This window comes from Oligella urethralis DSM 7531 (assembly GCF_000372065.1).
Lineage (GTDB): Bacteria > Pseudomonadota > Gammaproteobacteria > Burkholderiales > Burkholderiaceae_B > Oligella > Oligella urethralis.
In genome coordinates this window covers 47,269-64,046 of sequence record NZ_AQVB01000008.1, presented here as the reverse complement: position 1 = coordinate 64,046, position 16,778 = coordinate 47,269, and the positions used below count along the sequence as shown (strand labels likewise).

13 protein-coding genes and 1 other RNA gene are annotated in these 16,778 nt (G+C 48.6%); all 14 read right to left on the bottom strand.

All coding sequences use genetic code 11. From position 1 onward, the window contains the following. Positions 1-17 precede the first annotated feature (17 nt). The 14 genes from ftsA to rnpB all read right to left on the bottom strand — a co-directional run bounded on the left by ftsA (position 18) and on the right by rnpB (position 16,724). Positions 18-1,232, bottom strand: coding sequence for a cell division protein FtsA (gene ftsA, locus A3GA_RS0106280; RefSeq protein ID WP_018026544.1), 1,215 nt, complete (start codon positions 1,230-1,232; stop codon positions 18-20). Positions 1,233-1,248: 16 nt separating this feature from the next. Further along, positions 1,249-2,052, bottom strand: a complete 804-nt coding sequence (locus A3GA_RS0106275; protein WP_018026543.1) for a cell division protein FtsQ/DivIB — start codon at positions 2,050-2,052, stop codon at positions 1,249-1,251. A gap of 38 nt (positions 2,053-2,090) precedes the next feature. Further along, positions 2,091-3,041, bottom strand: a complete 951-nt coding sequence (locus A3GA_RS0106270; protein ID WP_018026542.1) for a D-alanine--D-alanine ligase — start codon at positions 3,039-3,041, stop codon at positions 2,091-2,093. Then, the gene (gene murC, locus A3GA_RS0106265) at positions 3,034-4,455 is read right to left on the bottom strand and encodes a UDP-N-acetylmuramate--L-alanine ligase (RefSeq protein ID WP_018026541.1); all 1,422 of its coding nucleotides are present in this window, start codon (positions 4,453-4,455) and stop codon (positions 3,034-3,036) included. The genes A3GA_RS0106270 and murC overlap by 8 nt, the downstream gene beginning before the upstream one ends. A 1-nt stretch (position 4,456) precedes the next feature. Then, positions 4,457-5,524: an undecaprenyldiphospho-muramoylpentapeptide beta-N-acetylglucosaminyltransferase gene (gene murG / locus A3GA_RS0106260; protein WP_026156843.1), complete on the bottom strand. Its 1,068-nt coding sequence runs from the start codon at positions 5,522-5,524 to the stop codon at positions 4,457-4,459. Between the two features lie 56 nt (positions 5,525-5,580). Beyond that, complete coding sequence (gene ftsW, locus A3GA_RS0106255; protein ID WP_018026539.1) at positions 5,581-6,837, bottom strand: putative lipid II flippase FtsW; 1,257 nt, start codon at positions 6,835-6,837, stop codon at positions 5,581-5,583. Continuing rightward, positions 6,838-8,370, bottom strand: a complete 1,533-nt coding sequence (gene murD, locus A3GA_RS0106250; RefSeq protein ID WP_018026538.1) for a UDP-N-acetylmuramoyl-L-alanine--D-glutamate ligase — start codon at positions 8,368-8,370, stop codon at positions 6,838-6,840. Between the two features lie 35 nt (positions 8,371-8,405). Then, a complete protein-coding gene (mraY, locus tag A3GA_RS0106245; RefSeq protein ID WP_018026537.1) occupies positions 8,406-9,575 on the bottom strand; it encodes a phospho-N-acetylmuramoyl-pentapeptide-transferase in 1,170 nt (389 codons plus the stop codon). 30 nt (positions 9,576-9,605) lie between these two features. Further along, on the bottom strand, positions 9,606-12,404 hold the full coding sequence (gene murF / locus A3GA_RS0106240) for a bifunctional UDP-N-acetylmuramoyl-L-alanyl-D-glutamate--2,6-diaminopimelate ligase MurE/UDP-N-acetylmuramoyl-tripeptide--D-alanyl-D-alanine ligase MurF (protein ID WP_018026536.1): 2,799 nt from the start codon (positions 12,402-12,404) through the stop codon (positions 9,606-9,608). A 27-nt stretch (positions 12,405-12,431) separates the two neighbouring features. Further along, a complete protein-coding gene (locus A3GA_RS0106235; RefSeq protein WP_018026535.1) occupies positions 12,432-14,258 on the bottom strand; it encodes a peptidoglycan D,D-transpeptidase FtsI family protein in 1,827 nt (608 codons plus the stop codon). 8 nt (positions 14,259-14,266) lie between these two features. Continuing rightward, positions 14,267-14,569 carry a cell division protein FtsL gene (gene ftsL / locus A3GA_RS0106230; RefSeq protein ID WP_018026534.1) on the bottom strand — a complete coding sequence of 101 codons (303 nt, stop codon included), beginning with the start codon at positions 14,567-14,569 and terminating at the stop codon, positions 14,267-14,269. A gap of 16 nt (positions 14,570-14,585) precedes the next feature. After that, positions 14,586-15,575 carry a 16S rRNA (cytosine(1402)-N(4))-methyltransferase RsmH gene (gene rsmH / locus A3GA_RS0106225; protein WP_018026533.1) on the bottom strand — a complete coding sequence of 330 codons (990 nt, stop codon included), beginning with the start codon at positions 15,573-15,575 and terminating at the stop codon, positions 14,586-14,588. A 9-nt stretch (positions 15,576-15,584) separates the two neighbouring features. Next, positions 15,585-16,013 (bottom strand): division/cell wall cluster transcriptional repressor MraZ, encoded by a 429-nt coding sequence (gene mraZ / locus A3GA_RS0106220; protein WP_026156842.1) that lies wholly within the window; start codon positions 16,011-16,013, stop codon positions 15,585-15,587. Between the two features lie 315 nt (positions 16,014-16,328). Continuing rightward, positions 16,329-16,724: RNase P RNA component class A (rnpB, locus tag A3GA_RS11815), an RNA gene on the bottom strand. Positions 16,725-16,778: the final 54 nt, after the last annotated feature.

Genomic DNA, 16,778 nt, shown 5'->3' with positions numbered 1-16,778 from the left:
GCAATACCTATTCTAAACTATAAACTATTCGTAATAAAGTTCCAAAGACGTTTTAATAAACCTTCTTTGGGCATATCGCCATGTTGCGCATATTGCTGCATCCGCGAATAGCTTAATAAACCCATTGCGGTAGCAAAACGCGGCTCACAAACCACATCTGATAAGCTACCATCATATATCGGCACCCCGATACGCACTGGCACTTGGAACATATCCTCGGCCAGCTCCTGAATCCCGGGTAATAATGCCGTACCGCCGGTCAATACCAAACCGGTGATCTTATGACCAGATTCGGCAATCACATTCATCACGCCCATCAAGATTTCCTCAACTCGCGGCTCAATCACCTGAGCTAAGACGTGACGCTCCATCTCCCGAGCTTCACGGTTGCCCAAACCGATCACCTCGAAAGTTTCTAAGGTATTGACCAAACTGGCTTTAGCGGCACCGTAATTTAACTTAATGTCCTCAGCGTCCGGTGTCGGCGTACGTAACATGGTGGCAATATCATTGGTGATTTGATCACCCCCTTGAGGGAACACCGCCGTATGACGTAAGGCACCGCCATGCCAAACCGCCACATCGGTGGTGCCACTACCGATATCAACCAAGGCTACGCCTAATTCCTTTTCGTCAGCCGTCAAACACACCTGACTGGCTGCCAAGGCCTGAAATACTAATCCACGAATCTCCAGCCCACAACGGCGAATACACTTAACCACATTTTGCGTTGCGCTCTGTAAACCGGTAATAATATGTACCCGCACCTCAAGACGAATACCTGCCATACCGACCGGCTGGATAATACCCTCCTGCTTATCGAGGGTGTATTGCTGTGTAATCACATGAAGAATTTCATGATCGTTGGCGATATTCACCGCCTTGGCCGTGTCGAGCACACGGCGCACATCGGCATAGCTGACTTCCTTGTCAACCACGGCCACCATACCGCTGGAGTTAAAGCTGTTAATGTGGCTGCCACCAATGCCGGTATAAACCTCACGAATACGAAAATCCGCCATCAGGCAAGCTTCTTCAAGCGCCTGCTGGATTGAACCAACAATCTGCTCAATATTTACCACCACGCCCTTGCGCATGCCGCGTGAAATTGCCTGACCCACACCGATGACCTCATAGCGACCATCAGGCAAACACTCGGCGACAATAGCTACGACCGTACTCGTACCTATATCCAGGGCAACAATAACATCCTTATTGTGGTCTCGACTCATCTTTCAAATAACTCACTTATGGCTTATCGGAGGATTTAGAACCGGCTGTATCCGCAAAAGTAACTGCAAAACCCCTAGTATAGCGGAGATCGATGCGTTCTACCTGTCTTCCGTCAATTCGTTTTAACAATGCTGGCCAACTGCGTACAAAACGCTGAATGGTTTCGGCAAAGCTCATCGCCCCCATGCCGTCATATGGGTTAGCAATCTCAGCCCCGGGGTCGCGCCCTATAATCACGGTGATATTATTATCCAATAAAATACGCCATGAATAACGGTCACTTAGACCAAGTTCCTTTACACTTAAACTAATAGGACTTAACCACCGCACCAACTCTGCATAACGCTGTACTACTAAGTGCTCCGATCCATCCGGTCCAAAAAACTGCGGTAAGTCATCAAGCCGATCGACTTCGCCGCGATTCGCTAAATACTTTTCACCCCAGGTGTTAATCAATGCCTCGTCATTCCATAAAGCAAAGGGCTCATGCTCTTCAATCCGTAGTAATAAGCCATTTGGCCATAAACGGGTAATATCCACATGACGCACCCACGGCGATGAGCTTAAAATGCGCTGCACCTTAAGCAAGTCAAGTGTAAAGAAATTACCCTGCACCTGCCCATCTAATGTACTTTGAATACTAGCTGGCGAGGCATAGGATAAAACATCCCCCTGCTTAGGCTCCAACACAATGCGTGTGATATTAAACATCGGCAAATTCATCACCCGATAGCCTAAGGCTCCAAGCAGAATAAGCACCCCGACTACGGTTAAAAAACCGGCAATACGGTTAATAAAACGGGGATCCGAAAATATCACTAAAACACCTTGGTAAAAATAAGCTGCTACACTCTATTTTAACCCTTGCGACCGACTTTTAAATCAGCAGAGGCAAGAATTTTTACACATAGTTCTGGATAGGACATACCCTCAGCTTTAGCAGCCATAGGCACCAAAGAGTGACTCGTCATACCTGGTGCTGTATTAATTTCCAATAAATACGGCTCATTTGCATGATTTAACATCACGTCCACCCGCGACCAGCCCTCACAACCAATGGTACGATAGGCTTGCACACATAGCGCTTTGATTTTTTCGCTTAATTCAGCAGGTAAATCAGCTGGGCAAATATACTGCGTTTCATCGGAATGATATTTGTTATGGAAGTCATAATTCCCATCCGGTGCAATAATTTCAATAATGGGCAAGGCCTGTGCCTCTGCGCCCTTACCAAGTACAGCCACCGTCAGCTCGCGACCAACGATACACTCCTCCGCTAATAACACCTTATCGTATTGCGTTGCTTGGGCTAAGGCCTCGTCTAATTGCTCAGCATTTTCAATCTTGGTTAAGCCAATAGTTGAGCCCTCGTGGGCTGGCTTTAAAATCATCGGCAGACCGAGCTGCTTCACCGCTGCCTGCAAATCCTCAGCGTCACGCACCTCAACATACTTTGGCGTGGGGATATTTTGCTCGATAAAAAGACGTTTTGTCATGATTTTATCCATCGCAACGCCCGAGCTCATCACCCCAGGCCCCGTATAAGGCACACCCATAATCTCCAGTGCACCCTGAATGCAACCATCCTCACCGTAACGACCATGCAAAATAATAAAGACACGATCAAATTTCTGTGCTTCTAACTCGGCTAAGCTATGCTTACCCAAATCAAAGAGATGCGCATCCACGCCCTTTTCCAACAAAGCCGCATGCACACCAGCACCGGAATTCAGCGAAACCTCACGTTCGGCTGAGACGCCACCATAAATCACACCGACCCTACCTAAATTCTGCGTTGTATTAGCCATTTGCAATCTCCAAGATTTTAGCAGGTACCTTGCTGATAGAACCGGCACCCATGGTTATGACAATATCACCGCCCCGCGCAAAGGACAGAATTGCTTGTGGTAAATCCTCTATATTGGGGACAAATTGTGGCTGCACCTTACCGTCTTGAGCGATTGCCTTAGATAGTGCCTCACCACTGGCAAAGCTAATCGGCAACTCCCCTGCTGCATAGACCTCAGTTAAAATCACCTCATCGGCCTGACCGAGGACACGCACAAACTCTTCAAAGCAATCACGGGTACGACTATAGCGATGTGGCTGAAACGCTAACACCAAACGTCGATCGGGCCAACCACCGCGGACGGCGGCAATGGTCGCGGCCATCTCCACCGGATGATGCCCATAATCATCAATCACGGTAAACTTACCACCACCGTTAATGGCTTGGGCTTCAAACTCACCAACAAAGCTAAAGCGGCGCCCCACTCCGTTAAAGTTTTTAAGTGCGGTTAGTATCGCCTCATCCTCTACTCCTAGTTCAGTCGCTAAAGCAATTGCCGCTAAGGCATTTAACACATTATGACGACCAGGCAGATTCAGCGTCACCTCGATGGGTGCCAAATGACGGCGACGACCGCATTTTCTGTGGGCAGTGAAGTACATTTGCGCACCTTCACTACGAATATCGCTCGCTCGATAATCAGCGTCCTCATCAAAGCCGTAAGTCACAATAGGACGAGAAATAAAGGGGATAATTTTACGGACATTATCATCATCGACGCACAAAATGGCGGTACCGTAAAATGGTAAATTTTGGGTAAACTGCACAAAGGCACTACGTAAGCGCGCCACATCGTGCCCGTAGGTGTCCATATGATCCACATCGATATTGGTCACTATCGCCATCACCGGCAATAGATTTAAAAAAGATGCGTCCGACTCATCGGCCTCAACCACAATATAATCACCTTTGCCCAAATAGGCATTGGTACCGGCAGAGTTTAATTTACCGCCAATCACAAAGGTAGGATCAAATTTGGCCTCTGCCAAAATACTACTAACAAAGCTGGTGGTGGTCGTTTTACCATGAGTCCCGGCCACTGCAATACCCATTTTGAGACGCATTAACTCAGCTAGCATCATGGCGCGCGAGACCACCGGAATCCCCTGTGCACGGGCGTTTAACACCTCCGGATTACCACCTGAAATAGCAGTCGAGGTCACCACCACATCCGCTTCAGCGGCATCAATATTGGTCGCATTATGCTCATAAAAAATTCTTGCGCCCAGTTGCTCCAAGCGCTGCGTGACAGCACTCCGATTAATATCCGAACCACTGATCTGATAACCCTGATTAATCAAGACCTCGGCAATACCGCTCATGCCTGAGCCGCCAATACCAACCAAATGAATATTTCTAATTCTATGCTTCATTTTATTCCCTAGCCAATTGCTCACAAACATCAGCAATTGTATGCGTCGCACCGGGCAACGCCATGGCCCGTGCTTTAGACGCCATTGATAATAGTTGCGCTCGCTGCTGCGTCACTAAATACTGTGCCAACCACTCGGCAGTTAAAGCGGATTGAGCTTTTAGCTCTGCCGCACCGGCATCAGCCAACCAACGAGCATTGGCCGTTTGGTGATCATCAATTGCCCCTGGTAAGGGCACAAACAGGGCTGGCACGCCCACGGCAGCCACTTCAGCGACTGTCATGGCACCAGCACGACAAATTAATAAATCCGCTTCTGCAAGCGCATCTGCCATATTATCAATGAATGCGACACAATTTGCCTCTACCCCGGCTTCATGATAATTATTTTTTAGTATCTCAAGATGTGCCGCACCGGACTGATGCGTCACCATCGGACGCTGTGCCGCCGGTATCTGGGCCAGCGCTTGTGGAATTAAATTATTTAAAGCGAGCGCCCCCAAACTACCACCGACGACAAGCAATTTTAAGGGTCCTGAGCGATTAGCAAAGCGCGCTTCGGGTGGCGCTAGCTTTAACAGCTCAGCACGCACCGGATTACCAACCACTGTGCCATTTGCTAATGCCCTAGGAAACGCCATTAACACACGCTTAGCCAACTTAGCGATAAGCTTATTCGCACTACCAGCGACCGCATTTTGCTCATGCAGCACGATTGGCTTGCCACTTAAAAACGCCATGATACTGCCCGGCACCGCCGCATAGCCACCCATGCCTAAGACCACATCAGGCTTTGCCTTTTTAAACGCTCGGCGCGCATCAAGTAGCGCCGTCGCTAAGGTAAAAGGCAATTTAAGTAAAGCAGCCAAACCCTTGCCGCGCAAACCCGCAAAGCGCATTGGCAATAATGGAATACCGCGTGCGGGAACAAGTTCGCCCTCCATGCGCTCAGGATTACCTAACCAGTAGACCTTCCAGCCACGCTGCTCCAGCTCACCAGCCACCGCCAAACCCGGCATAATATGACCGCCAGTACCACCCGCCATGATTAGAATCGTAGGCGCTAACACCGCCGCCTCTGGCGCATCAGTTGTCATCGTAACCGCTGGGTCAATTGCTTCACTCATCACACATACCTTGGCGCAGGCACGCCTGAAATAGGCAAACCACGCATTAATTGACGATTTTCATAGTCTACTCTGAACACCAGTCCCAGTGCACAAAGTGTCATCACCATGGCTGAACCACCGAAACTGATCATCGGCAGGGTTAAGCCCTTGGTCGGTAATAAACCCAAACAAACGCAGAGATTAAATAAGGCTTGGAAACCAATCCAAATACCCACGCCCTGTGCCACCAGGCCACTATAGTAGCGGTCCATGGCAATGGCTACGCGACCAATCTTAAAACATTTAAAAATCAGTAAGAAATACAGAATCACTACCGTCAGAATACCTACAAAGCCCAATTCCTCACCGATCACAGCCAATATAAAGTCGGTATGTGCCTCTGGTAAATAATGTAATTTTTCAATACTAAAACCTAGACCCACACCAGTCCATTCACCACGACCGATAGCGATTAATGAGTGCACTAATTGATAGCCTGAGGATTGCGCATACTCCTCACTAAAGGGATCTAAGAAAGCAAACAAGCGCTTAAGGCGCCAAGAGCTGAATAACACGGCAGCACTGACCAAACCCACGCCTAATAGACCAAGACCAGCCAAGTAAAAACTATGCAGACCACCCAAGAACAAAACACCGACACAAATGGAGGCGAGCACCATGGAAGCGCCTAAATCGGGCTCAAGGAAGGTCAGTATCAAAGCCAATCCCAATAAGGCTGCAATCGGCAACACACCGCACACAAAGCCCTCAAAGGGTTTTAAAGAGCCAATGGCATCACGAAAGCGAATTGCATACCGTGAGGCATACAGCACCATGGCCATTTTCATCATCTCACTCGGCTGAAAATTGACCGGCCCTAAGGGGATCCAACGCTTTGCCCCATTAATCTCACGGCCGATAAAGGGCATGAGGACGAGTAACAATAAGACCGCAGCTACCCCAAAAAAGAGAAAGGACAGCTCCTCCCATTTGTCCATATTGATATTGAATACCGTGAACATGCCGCAAAAGCCGATAAAAATATAAATGGCTTGCATCATAAAGTAGCGGTTGAATTTAACGACCTCACTACTTGGTCCATCCGTCAGCGCAATTGAGGAGGAGTACACCATCACCAAACCCAGCACCAAAATCACGCCGATAATGGATAATAGTCCCAGATCATAGTCACGCATTTTGCTACGAGTGGGCGAAACCTCATTGATCCCCGGCTCCGTCTGGCGCACAAAGCGCTCGCGCATGCTCAGACTCATTTAAATTTCTCCATATTCATGCGCTAAATCCTGTACCGCCTCTGCAAAGGCCTCGCCACGCTGCATATAATTGCTAAACATATCCATACTGGCACAAGCGGGCGACAGTAATACAATATCGCCTGCGGTGGCGAGACGCATCGCTTCAACCACCGCTTCTTGCATGGAGTCGGCATGCTTAATTGGCGAACCCGTTGCGCTCAATGCTGCTTCGATTAACTTTGCATCGCGCCCGATTAAGATGATGCCTTTAGCCTTTTCCTGTAATGGTGTTAATAAAGGACTGAAATCCTGCCCCTTGGCGAGACCACCTAGAATCACGACCAAGGGCTGCGCCAAGCCATTAATGCCGGCTAAAGTAGCGCCGACATTGGTGCCCTTGCTGTCATTAATAAAATCCACACCGGCGATGCTGCGTACAAAGTTCATCCGATGCGGAGCCGCTTTAAAGGCAGCCAGCGCACGCAGTAACGGACTCCAATTTATGCCCAGCGCACGGCACAGCGCAAGTGCAGCTAAGGCATTCAGCGCATTATGGCGCCCTTTAACGGGCAAGGCTTCAACCGGCATCAATTGCTTTAAATGAGCAGGTGCACGAGTTGAGGCTTCGGTTTTTCTTTTTTTAGCCCCCGCACTCAATGGCGTCTCGAAACCCTCATCGTCGCAGGAGGCGGCAAGCCAACTCATGCCACCCAATGTTTGAATCCCTAAATCACCTAGTAAGGACGGCTCATCCTCACCGAAACTAATCACCTCGACTGCCGCCACCTCTGGCACCATCGCTAACACTTCCGGATCGGCTCGAGCCACCACCTTAGTCTCACTTAACTGTAAAAGCTTGGCTTTATGCTGTGCATAATCTGCCCAATCCACGTGCCAATCTAAATGATCCTGACTTAAATTTAAGACCACCGAGGCCTTAGGCTGCAAAGATTGTACCGTTGCCAACTGGAAGCTAGATAGCTCTAGCACCCAGACTTGAGGCAGGGCATCGGTATCCAAGGCATGCATCAATGCACTCAAAGCAGCAGGACTAATATTACCCGCTGCAACTGCCGTCAAACCGGCGGTCTCCAGCATATCACGCACCATCATGGTGACGGTGGTTTTGCCATTGGTGCCGGTAATAGCAACGACCTCGCACGCATAATCACGGCTAGCCTTTAAATCGCGCAAGGCGCGAGCAAAGAGCTCAATTTCACCGATAATTTCAATTCTCTGCGCCTCGGCTTGGGACAAAAACTCCCGCACCGGTGAGGCATTAGGCGATAAACCTGGGCTCAGCACCAGTGAATCAATCCCCGCTAAGGTGCTCGCTTGGAGCGAGGCGGCTCCTAGCGCATAGGAAATCTTCGCTGCCGGCTGTGCCTTAGCAGCCACTTCAATCTCAGCCAGACCCGCCGGCTCATCACGGGTATCGGCAATACGCAGCTTAGCACCTTGGCGCAAGCACCATAAAGCACTGGCGACACCGGTCTCACCTAAGCCTAAAACTAATACATGTGATTGAGACAAGTCTTTGTGCTGTGCCATGGCCTAACTCTAAAAGAATAAATTGAAAAAGATAACTAACGTAATTTTAAGGTCGAAAGACCAATTAACACCAACATAATGGTGATAATCCAAAAACGAATCACCACTTGGGTTTCTTTCCACCCTTTTTTCTCAAAATGATGATGTAAAGGAGCCATTAATAAAATACGTCGTCCCTCACCATAGCGCTTTTTCGTGTATTTAAACCAACTCACTTGGAGCATGACGGACAGCGTTTCAACGACAAACACGCCACCCATAATAAAAAACACAATTTCCTGGCGTACAATCACGGCGATACAGCCTAGCATCCCGCCTAAAGCCAATGCCCCCACATCACCCATAAACACCTGCGCTGGGTAGGCATTGAACCATAAAAAGGCAAGACCGGCGCCGCCCAAGGCAGAACAGAGAATTAGCATCTCCCCAGCGCCCGGAATATAGGGAAAGAGCAAATAACTTGAGTAATCGACACGACCGACCACATAGGCAAAAACACCTAGCGCCCCGCCCACCATCACGGTCGGCATAATCGCTAAACCATCCAAACCATCGGTCAGATTCACCGCATTACTGCCGCCCACAATCACCAACCAGGTAAGAATAGCAAAACCGAATACCCCTAGCGGATAGCTAACACTCTTAAAGAAAGGCACAATCAAATCGGCCTGTGCGGGTAGCGGCATGGTGAATCCACTCATGACCCAATCTTTAAATAATGGCCATAAATCGCCGGAGGCGGGTGCTGATACAGCAAAGCTCAAATAAAGGGCGGCAATGGCACCAATGGTTGATTGCCAAAAAAACTTCTCTTTGGACGACATGCCTTCAGGGTTGCGATAGACCACCTTACGATAGTCGTCACTCCAACCGATAGCACCAAAGCCCACGGTCACAAAGAGCACGACCCACACAAAGCGATTGCTTAAATCAGCCCATAACAAGGTGGACAGCGCAATAGAAATTAGTACCAAAACACCGCCCATGGTCGGCGTTCCGTCTTTGACCAGGTGACTTTCTAGACCATATTGACGCACCGCCTGCCCGACCTTCATCTCTAACAACTTGCGGATCACCTTTGGTCCTGCGACGAGACCGATAAGCAATGCCGTCGCACTGGCCATCAGTGCACGCATGGTCAAATAATCAAAAACCGAAAAAAAACTATAATCTTTACTTAAATACTTAAAGAGCTCATATAACATGAGTACATTCCCCGTTACTAGCGAGATTTATTATTCCTGTTTATCTAGTAAATCCTGCACCACGCGCTCCATACGCATCGAACGAGAACCCTTTACTAATACAGCTGCTGGCGCTAATTCAGCCAAGGCCTTGAGTAAGTCTGGCAGCTCCGTAAAATGCTGAGCGCCCTCAGCAAAGGCTTGACTGCTTGCCTCAGTCGCGGCACCAAAAGTCAACAAATACTCAATACCTTTTTGCTTGGCATAAGCACCCACTTCACGGTGCATTTGCGGTCCTTCAGGTCCCACCTCGCCCATATCACCTAAGACCAACAGCCTTGGGCTAGGTAAAGCACTTAGCACATCTATCGCCGCGCGCACAGAATCTGGATTAGCATTATAACTATCATCAATTAAGTGCGTGCCATTTTTAAGCACATAGTTTTGTAAGCGTCCACTAACCGGAGCAAAACTTTCCAAGCCCTGCTTTATTTGAGCCACTGGCACACCCGCTGCTAAGCAAGCCCCTGCGGCAGCAAGCGCATTACTCACATTATGCTCACCCGGGATTTGTAGACTAATTTCAGTACTACTGTCATGCGCATGCAAGACAAAATCAATACCAGCGTTTTGTGGTTGCAAATCGGTGGCGTAAATTTCTGCTGTCGGCGCTGCAATCGCAAAACGCAAGGCTTGACGATGGCGACTTAATTCATCCCACAAAGCGGTGTACTCAGTGGCCGCCGGATAAACCGCCACGCCACCCGTGGCCAAATACGCAAACACTGAGGCGTTTTCTTGAGCGACGGCCTCCACACTTTGCATAAACTCCTGATGCTCACGCTGTGCATTGGTTAAAACCGCCACCGTAGGTCGGCACAAATCCGCCAACACAGCAATTTCCCCAGGGTGATTCATGCCCAACTCAAAAACCGCCATTTGCTGTGTAGCACGCAGTCTTAATAAGCTAAGTGGCACGCCGATATGGTTATTTAAATTTCCCTCGGTGGCTAGGTAATTATCAGCATAGGCTGCTTTTAAAACGACCGCGATCATTTCCTTGGTGGTCGTTTTGCCATTACTGCCCGTCACTGCAATCACCGGCAAGCTAAATAAACTGCGCCATGCCTTACTCATGGTCATCAATGCCTCTTGGGTATCGTGGACCTGAATTTGCAGCAAGCTGATATGCTTATCAGGACTGGAGACTAAAGCGGCTAGAGCCTTTTTAGCTTGAGCCTCAGCCAATAAGCGATGGGCATCAAAATTCTCACCCTTTAAGGCCACAAAAAACTGCCCTGGCTGTAATTGACGCGTATCGGTACTAATATCCAAGGCATCACGCATCAACAAGCCTAGACTAGCCCATTGGCGATCATCGAAGTAATGACGCACGCCATGCACTTCCTGATAATCCTCATGGCCTTTCCCGGTGATCAAAATCACATCCTCAGGCGCAGCGTGCAAAATCGCATAGAGAATGGAGTAATCTCGGTGTCTTTCTACCATGGCTAACTTCGCTGCCGATGGCGAAGAAAGACCAGCCACAATCTCGTCTAAAATCCGATGCGGGTCCTCAGTGCGCGGATTATCACTGGTGATATAAACTAAATCACTTAGTTGCTCAGCAATCTCAGCCATCACTGGGCGCTTGGTACGATCTCTATCGCCACCACAACCAAACACACAAATCAAGCGCCCATCACGCGCCGCTGCATTAGGGCGTATTGCTTCTAGTGCCCGCTTGAGGGCATCGGGGCTGTGCGCATAGTCCACCACCACCAGTGGTTTATTTTGTGTATTCACTAGTGGTTCGACCGTTTCCAAACGGCCAGCAACCGCTTCTAGCTGACTCAGTGTTCTGCTAATACGGCTTAAACCCCAGCCCAGCCCTTCTAAAATACCGACGGTTAACAATAAATTAGAAATATTATGCTCGCCCACTAAGCGACTTAAAATTTGCGTATCACCTTGAGCCGTGTGCAGCATAAAGGACAAACCATAGTCATGGAAGGTGTAATGCAAAGCACGGATATCAGCAGCAGAATCCACATCAAGCGAGTAAGTTAAGGTCTTGGCAGCCACTGAGCGCTTCGCCAAACGCAAACCAGCCTCATCATTGGCATTCAGTACAGCCAACTTTAAATCGGGCCAAGTAAATAAAATCGCCTTGGCCTCTTCGTACTCAGCCATGCTCTGATGGTAGTCCAAATGGTCTAAACTTAAATTAGTAAATCCAGCAATATCAATGCGTATGCCGTCCATACGACCCTGTTCTAGACCAATAGAGGAAGCTTCCATGGCCACCGTGAAAATCTCTTGGTCCCGCAAATAGGCCAATATACGATGCAGACTGAGCACATCCGGTGTGGTTAAGGAGCCGCCTAGGTTTCTACCATCTGGTAATATCACGCCCAAGGTACCGATAGTGGCACACGGTGTATTATTTAAATTTAAGGCTTGAGCTACCCAGCTGGCGCATGAGGTTTTACCATTTGTACCGGTAATCGCAACGACTTTGACTGACTCTGATGGACGTCCGTACCATTCATCCGCTAGCTTGCCCAATAAGCCTTTCAGATGGTCTACTGTCAACAGCGGCACTGCGCTAGCCGCTTCGCTTAGCGCCTCGGCCACATGCGTTGAAGCGGCATCAACTAAAATTGCTGCCGCTCCATTATCAATTGCCGCTGGGATAAATTGTGCACCATCACTATGCAAGCCCTTAGATGCAACAAAGACATCCCCCGCTCGGATGTCTCTGGAATCAAGTTTGAGGTCGGCTCGGCTTTCGGTATGTTGACGTAGCCATTGCACAATCGCCGTAATTTCTTTAGTTTGCTCTTGCATAACACTTCCTGCACTGTTGCGTGATAATTATCCGCGCGGATTGCGAGCGGATGCAGCTGTTGCCTTGCTATTATTTGCCTCTAAGGTAGGGACGACATTAAGATCTGGTGGCACACTTAAATACTTTAAGGTACCACTGATAATTTCACCCGTCGCAGGACCAGCAATTAGAGTACCGAAATAGCCTGCTTTACGTGGATTATCCACCGTGACTGCCACCACAATGCGTGGATTGGAAATCGGTGCCACCGCAACAAAGGAACCACGATAGTCACTGCGGCTATATTTACCGTTAACAATTTTACGTGCGGTACCGGACTTACCACCAATGCGATAGCCCTCGACCATCGCCTGAATTTTCGAACCATTAGGACCAGCGGTTTCCTCTAGCATGCGACGTACATTTCTGGCCGTTTCTTTACTAAAAATTTGTACACTCTTGGCTGGTTTCTCACTACGAATTAAAGATAAAGAAACCATATCGCCATCGCGCGCCAAGGTGGTATAGGCATGGGCGATTTGCAGCAAGGAGGTAGAGACACCATAACCATAGGACATGGTGGCTTTTTCAATCAAACGCCAACGCTCCCACGGTCTTAAATTACCAGTGGCAATGCCAGGGAAACCAATTTCTGGCGCAGTACCAAAACCCAAGGCTTTAAAGACCGTCCACATTTGCTCAGCGCGTAAACGCTCAGCAATCATGGTCATACCAATATTACTGGAGCGGCGAATCACACCCGCCACATCCAAGGTACCGTTATAACGGCTAACGTCAGTAATGGTATGGCCCTGATAGCGATAACTACCGTTACCAGTCGCAAACTTTGTGTTTAAAGAAATCGCTTTAGCATCCAATGCTAATGCCGCCACCAAAGGCTTGATAATTGAGCCTGGCTCAAACACATCCGTCACTGCCCGATTTCTAAGTAGCGCACCCTTACGCGCCGAGCGATCATTTGGATCGTAACTCGGGTAACTGACCATACTTAAAATTTCACCCGTTTGGGTATCGATGACGACCGCCCCACCGGAATCCGCTGCGTGATGTTTGACCGCTTTTTCTAGTGCTTGGTAGCTTAAATACTGAATTTGACTATCAATGGTGAGTCTGACATTTTCCCCATCTTGCGCTGGTGATTGCGCATAAACGTCCTGAATCACTCGTCCCAGACGATCGCGCAGTACGGTACGGTTACCATCAACGCCGCTTAGACGGGATTCATAATGCTTTTCAATCCCTTCAATACCGTTATTTTCGATATTGGTAAAACCAACCAAATGGGCAGTAATTGGCCCTTGAGGATAGGAGCGCTTAACCTCAGGTAAAAAATACACGCCGGGCAACTTTTGCTCGCGCAAGCTCTCTGCCTTATCCATCGGCACTTGGCGCTTTAGATAAACAAAGGTCTTACCCATATGATTTTCCATGCGCTCTTTAACACTGGCCACGGATAAATCAACCGACTCAGCTAAAAACTTAAATTGTTCGGGCGTGGCTCGTTGCAATTCCTCGGGAATAATCCACACCGCACGCACCGGCACACTGGTGGCCAAAAAGACACCATTGCGGTCTTCAATACGACCACGATTGGCCGGCAAGGTCTGATTCACCTCAAAACGCTTTTCACCCTCGGCACGTAAAAAGTCGTTATTGTAGATTTGATGATAAAAAGCCTGTCCCAAAACGATGGTAAAGCCACCGACAAACAGCCCAAGAATACACAAACTGCGCCATTTAGGCAGTTTATTCTCGATCACCGGCTCATTAAAAAAGCGAAGTTGGGGCTTATAGCCGCGCGTATTGCGACTTTTTGAACGCTGAATATGTTGTAAAACTTTTTTTAATTTCATTTTTTTACCTATTCTGAACCAACTTCGCTAATGGGACTAAGCTCAGACTCTTTGATGTAAATAATTTCATTCACTTGGGGCGAATGCATCTTTTTCAGCTTTTCTTCGATCTCACTGCGAATATTCATGGAGCTAGTTAATTGCGCTCGTTCCAACTCCAAAAATCGCCATTGCGTTTCCAGCTCACGCTCAACCCGAGTCGCGCGTTCAATTTGAGTAAATTGCTGCCGTTGTTCATAACGTGCACTTACCAACTCGATCGCGCTATAAATAAAAAAAGCGATTAAACCGAAAATCAATACTCTTAACATGCCAACGCCTTAGCCCTTATTCAGCGGCAGTACGCTCTGCCACCCGTAACATCGCCGAACGCGAGCGCGGATTATGCTTAATCTCCTCGGCGGAGGCTTGCACCTTGCCAAGATTGATTAGACGCGCTGCAGGCAACTCCGTCTCACGCAGTGGCAACTTGGCCAACGCCGGATCTAAGGTGGAGGCTTGGGCAATTGCTTGCTTCACCGGCCTATCTTCCAGTGAATGAAAGCTGATGACCGCCAAACGCCCACCCACATCCAACAAATCTAGCACTGACGCGAGGCTGCGTGAAAGCTCCTCATGTTCTTGGTTGATGTGAATCCGTATAGCTTGAAAGGTGCGAGTTGCCGGGTGGTGACCCTTTTCGCGCGACTTGACGACGCTAGCGACGAGCTGGGCGAGCTCGAGCGTACTACGAAATGGGCCGGATTGCCGGCGATCAACAATCTTCTTTGCAATCTGGAAAGCATACCGTTCTTCGCCATAGTCTTTTATCACTCCTCTAATTTCATCGAATGAGGCGGTATTTAACCATTCGGCGGCTGTGATGCCGCGACTGGTATCCATTCTCATATCCAAGGGGCCGTCACGCATAAATGAAAAACCGCGGGCAGCGTCATCTAATTGCGGTGAAGACACCCCTAAATCCATCATGATGCCCTGCACTTTGCCAATTCCATGCGCAGCCAATACCTCAGCCATGCTAGAAAATGCATCATGCACAACAATCACACGCGGATCCTCAGCTCGTAACGCTGCCGCCACTTCAATCGCTGCGGGATCCTTATCAAACACGAATAACTTCGCTTTAGGGCTTAAATGGCTAAGCAAATAACGGCTATGACCACCTCGACCAAAAGTCCCGTCAACAAAAACGCCGTCTTTCTGCTGTGCGGGCAGTGGAGAATGCACAGCTTTGGACTTCGCATTGAAGTGCGGGTCTACTAAAGCGTTGACCGTAGCATGCAGCAAAACGGTGGTGTGGCTGAAATCCTGACTCATCGCTAGCTCTTATAGTGAGAAGTCATCGAGATCATCTGGTAGACCGGCCTCTAAATCGACTGCTACTAATGCCTCATACTTCGCGGCATCCCATAGGTCAAAATGACGACCCATACCTACCAACACCACCTCCTTATCCAAGCTCGCTCGTTCACGGAGCTGTGCTGGGATCAAGACCCGTCCCGCCTTATCAATATCCACGTCAAACGCGTTACCGAGCAGGGTTCTCTTAACTGAAGCGCGATTAGCGGGTAAGCGCATAATCTCTTCCAATTTGGACTCCCATTGAGCCCGTGGATAGACCAATAAACCGCCGTCAAAATTACAAGTGAAGGTTAATTCTCCCTTGGCACCCTCCAATAAGACGTCACGGTACCGGGCTGGGATCATGATCCTGCCCTTCGCGTCTATCGTTAATGGATGGTTCCCTTGGAAAATCACTACCCTATCCCACTTTTAATCTTTGTATCCCACTTAATACCACTTCATAACCCTTTTACTCCACTTTATGACATTTTTCTATTTTTTTCAAGCAAAATCATGCTTTTAGGCGCAAAAAAAAACCCTGCCATGGCAGGGATAATTTATTTAAATCTCAACTAGTTATCTAAGAAAGTAAATGTAAGTGGCATAAACCATACTAAAACAGTGGTTTTTCATCATCGAAGTGGGCGCCAAGGGTCAACAGCAATCGCAATCACTTGCTTTTCTATGACAATTAGCGTGGCCGAGTGGGAATCTGCGAAAAAAGAAAGGAGGGGCAAGTCTATAGGCCGGATTCTGTAAACGATAAATCGTTGGCAATCATTCATCTAGGCTTGTTATTACTAACAAGCTCTTGCCATCTACCCGCATACTCGGACGGACCGCCCTTAGCTGCTTGACGCAGTACGTACGCCTATTTGATGTTGCTCCGAGTAGAGGTTACCGCGTTTCACCCTGCTATGCTTCTACAATGCAACTCAATGCACTATATCAACAAGTGGAAGTCGCCACCTGTGTGCCTAATTGCTTAAGCCCTCATAACAGTCTCGTCTCTGTGGCCCTATTCCTCATGCCAAAGGCATGGACGGCTGTTAGCCGCTACTCTGTCCTATGGAGTCCGGACCTTCCTCGTACTTATAAGCACGCGATTGCCCAACTTGCCCTCGGCTTAGATTCTATCGCATCCAAGGAAGTTCCAAGCGCAAACCAGGCGTATTT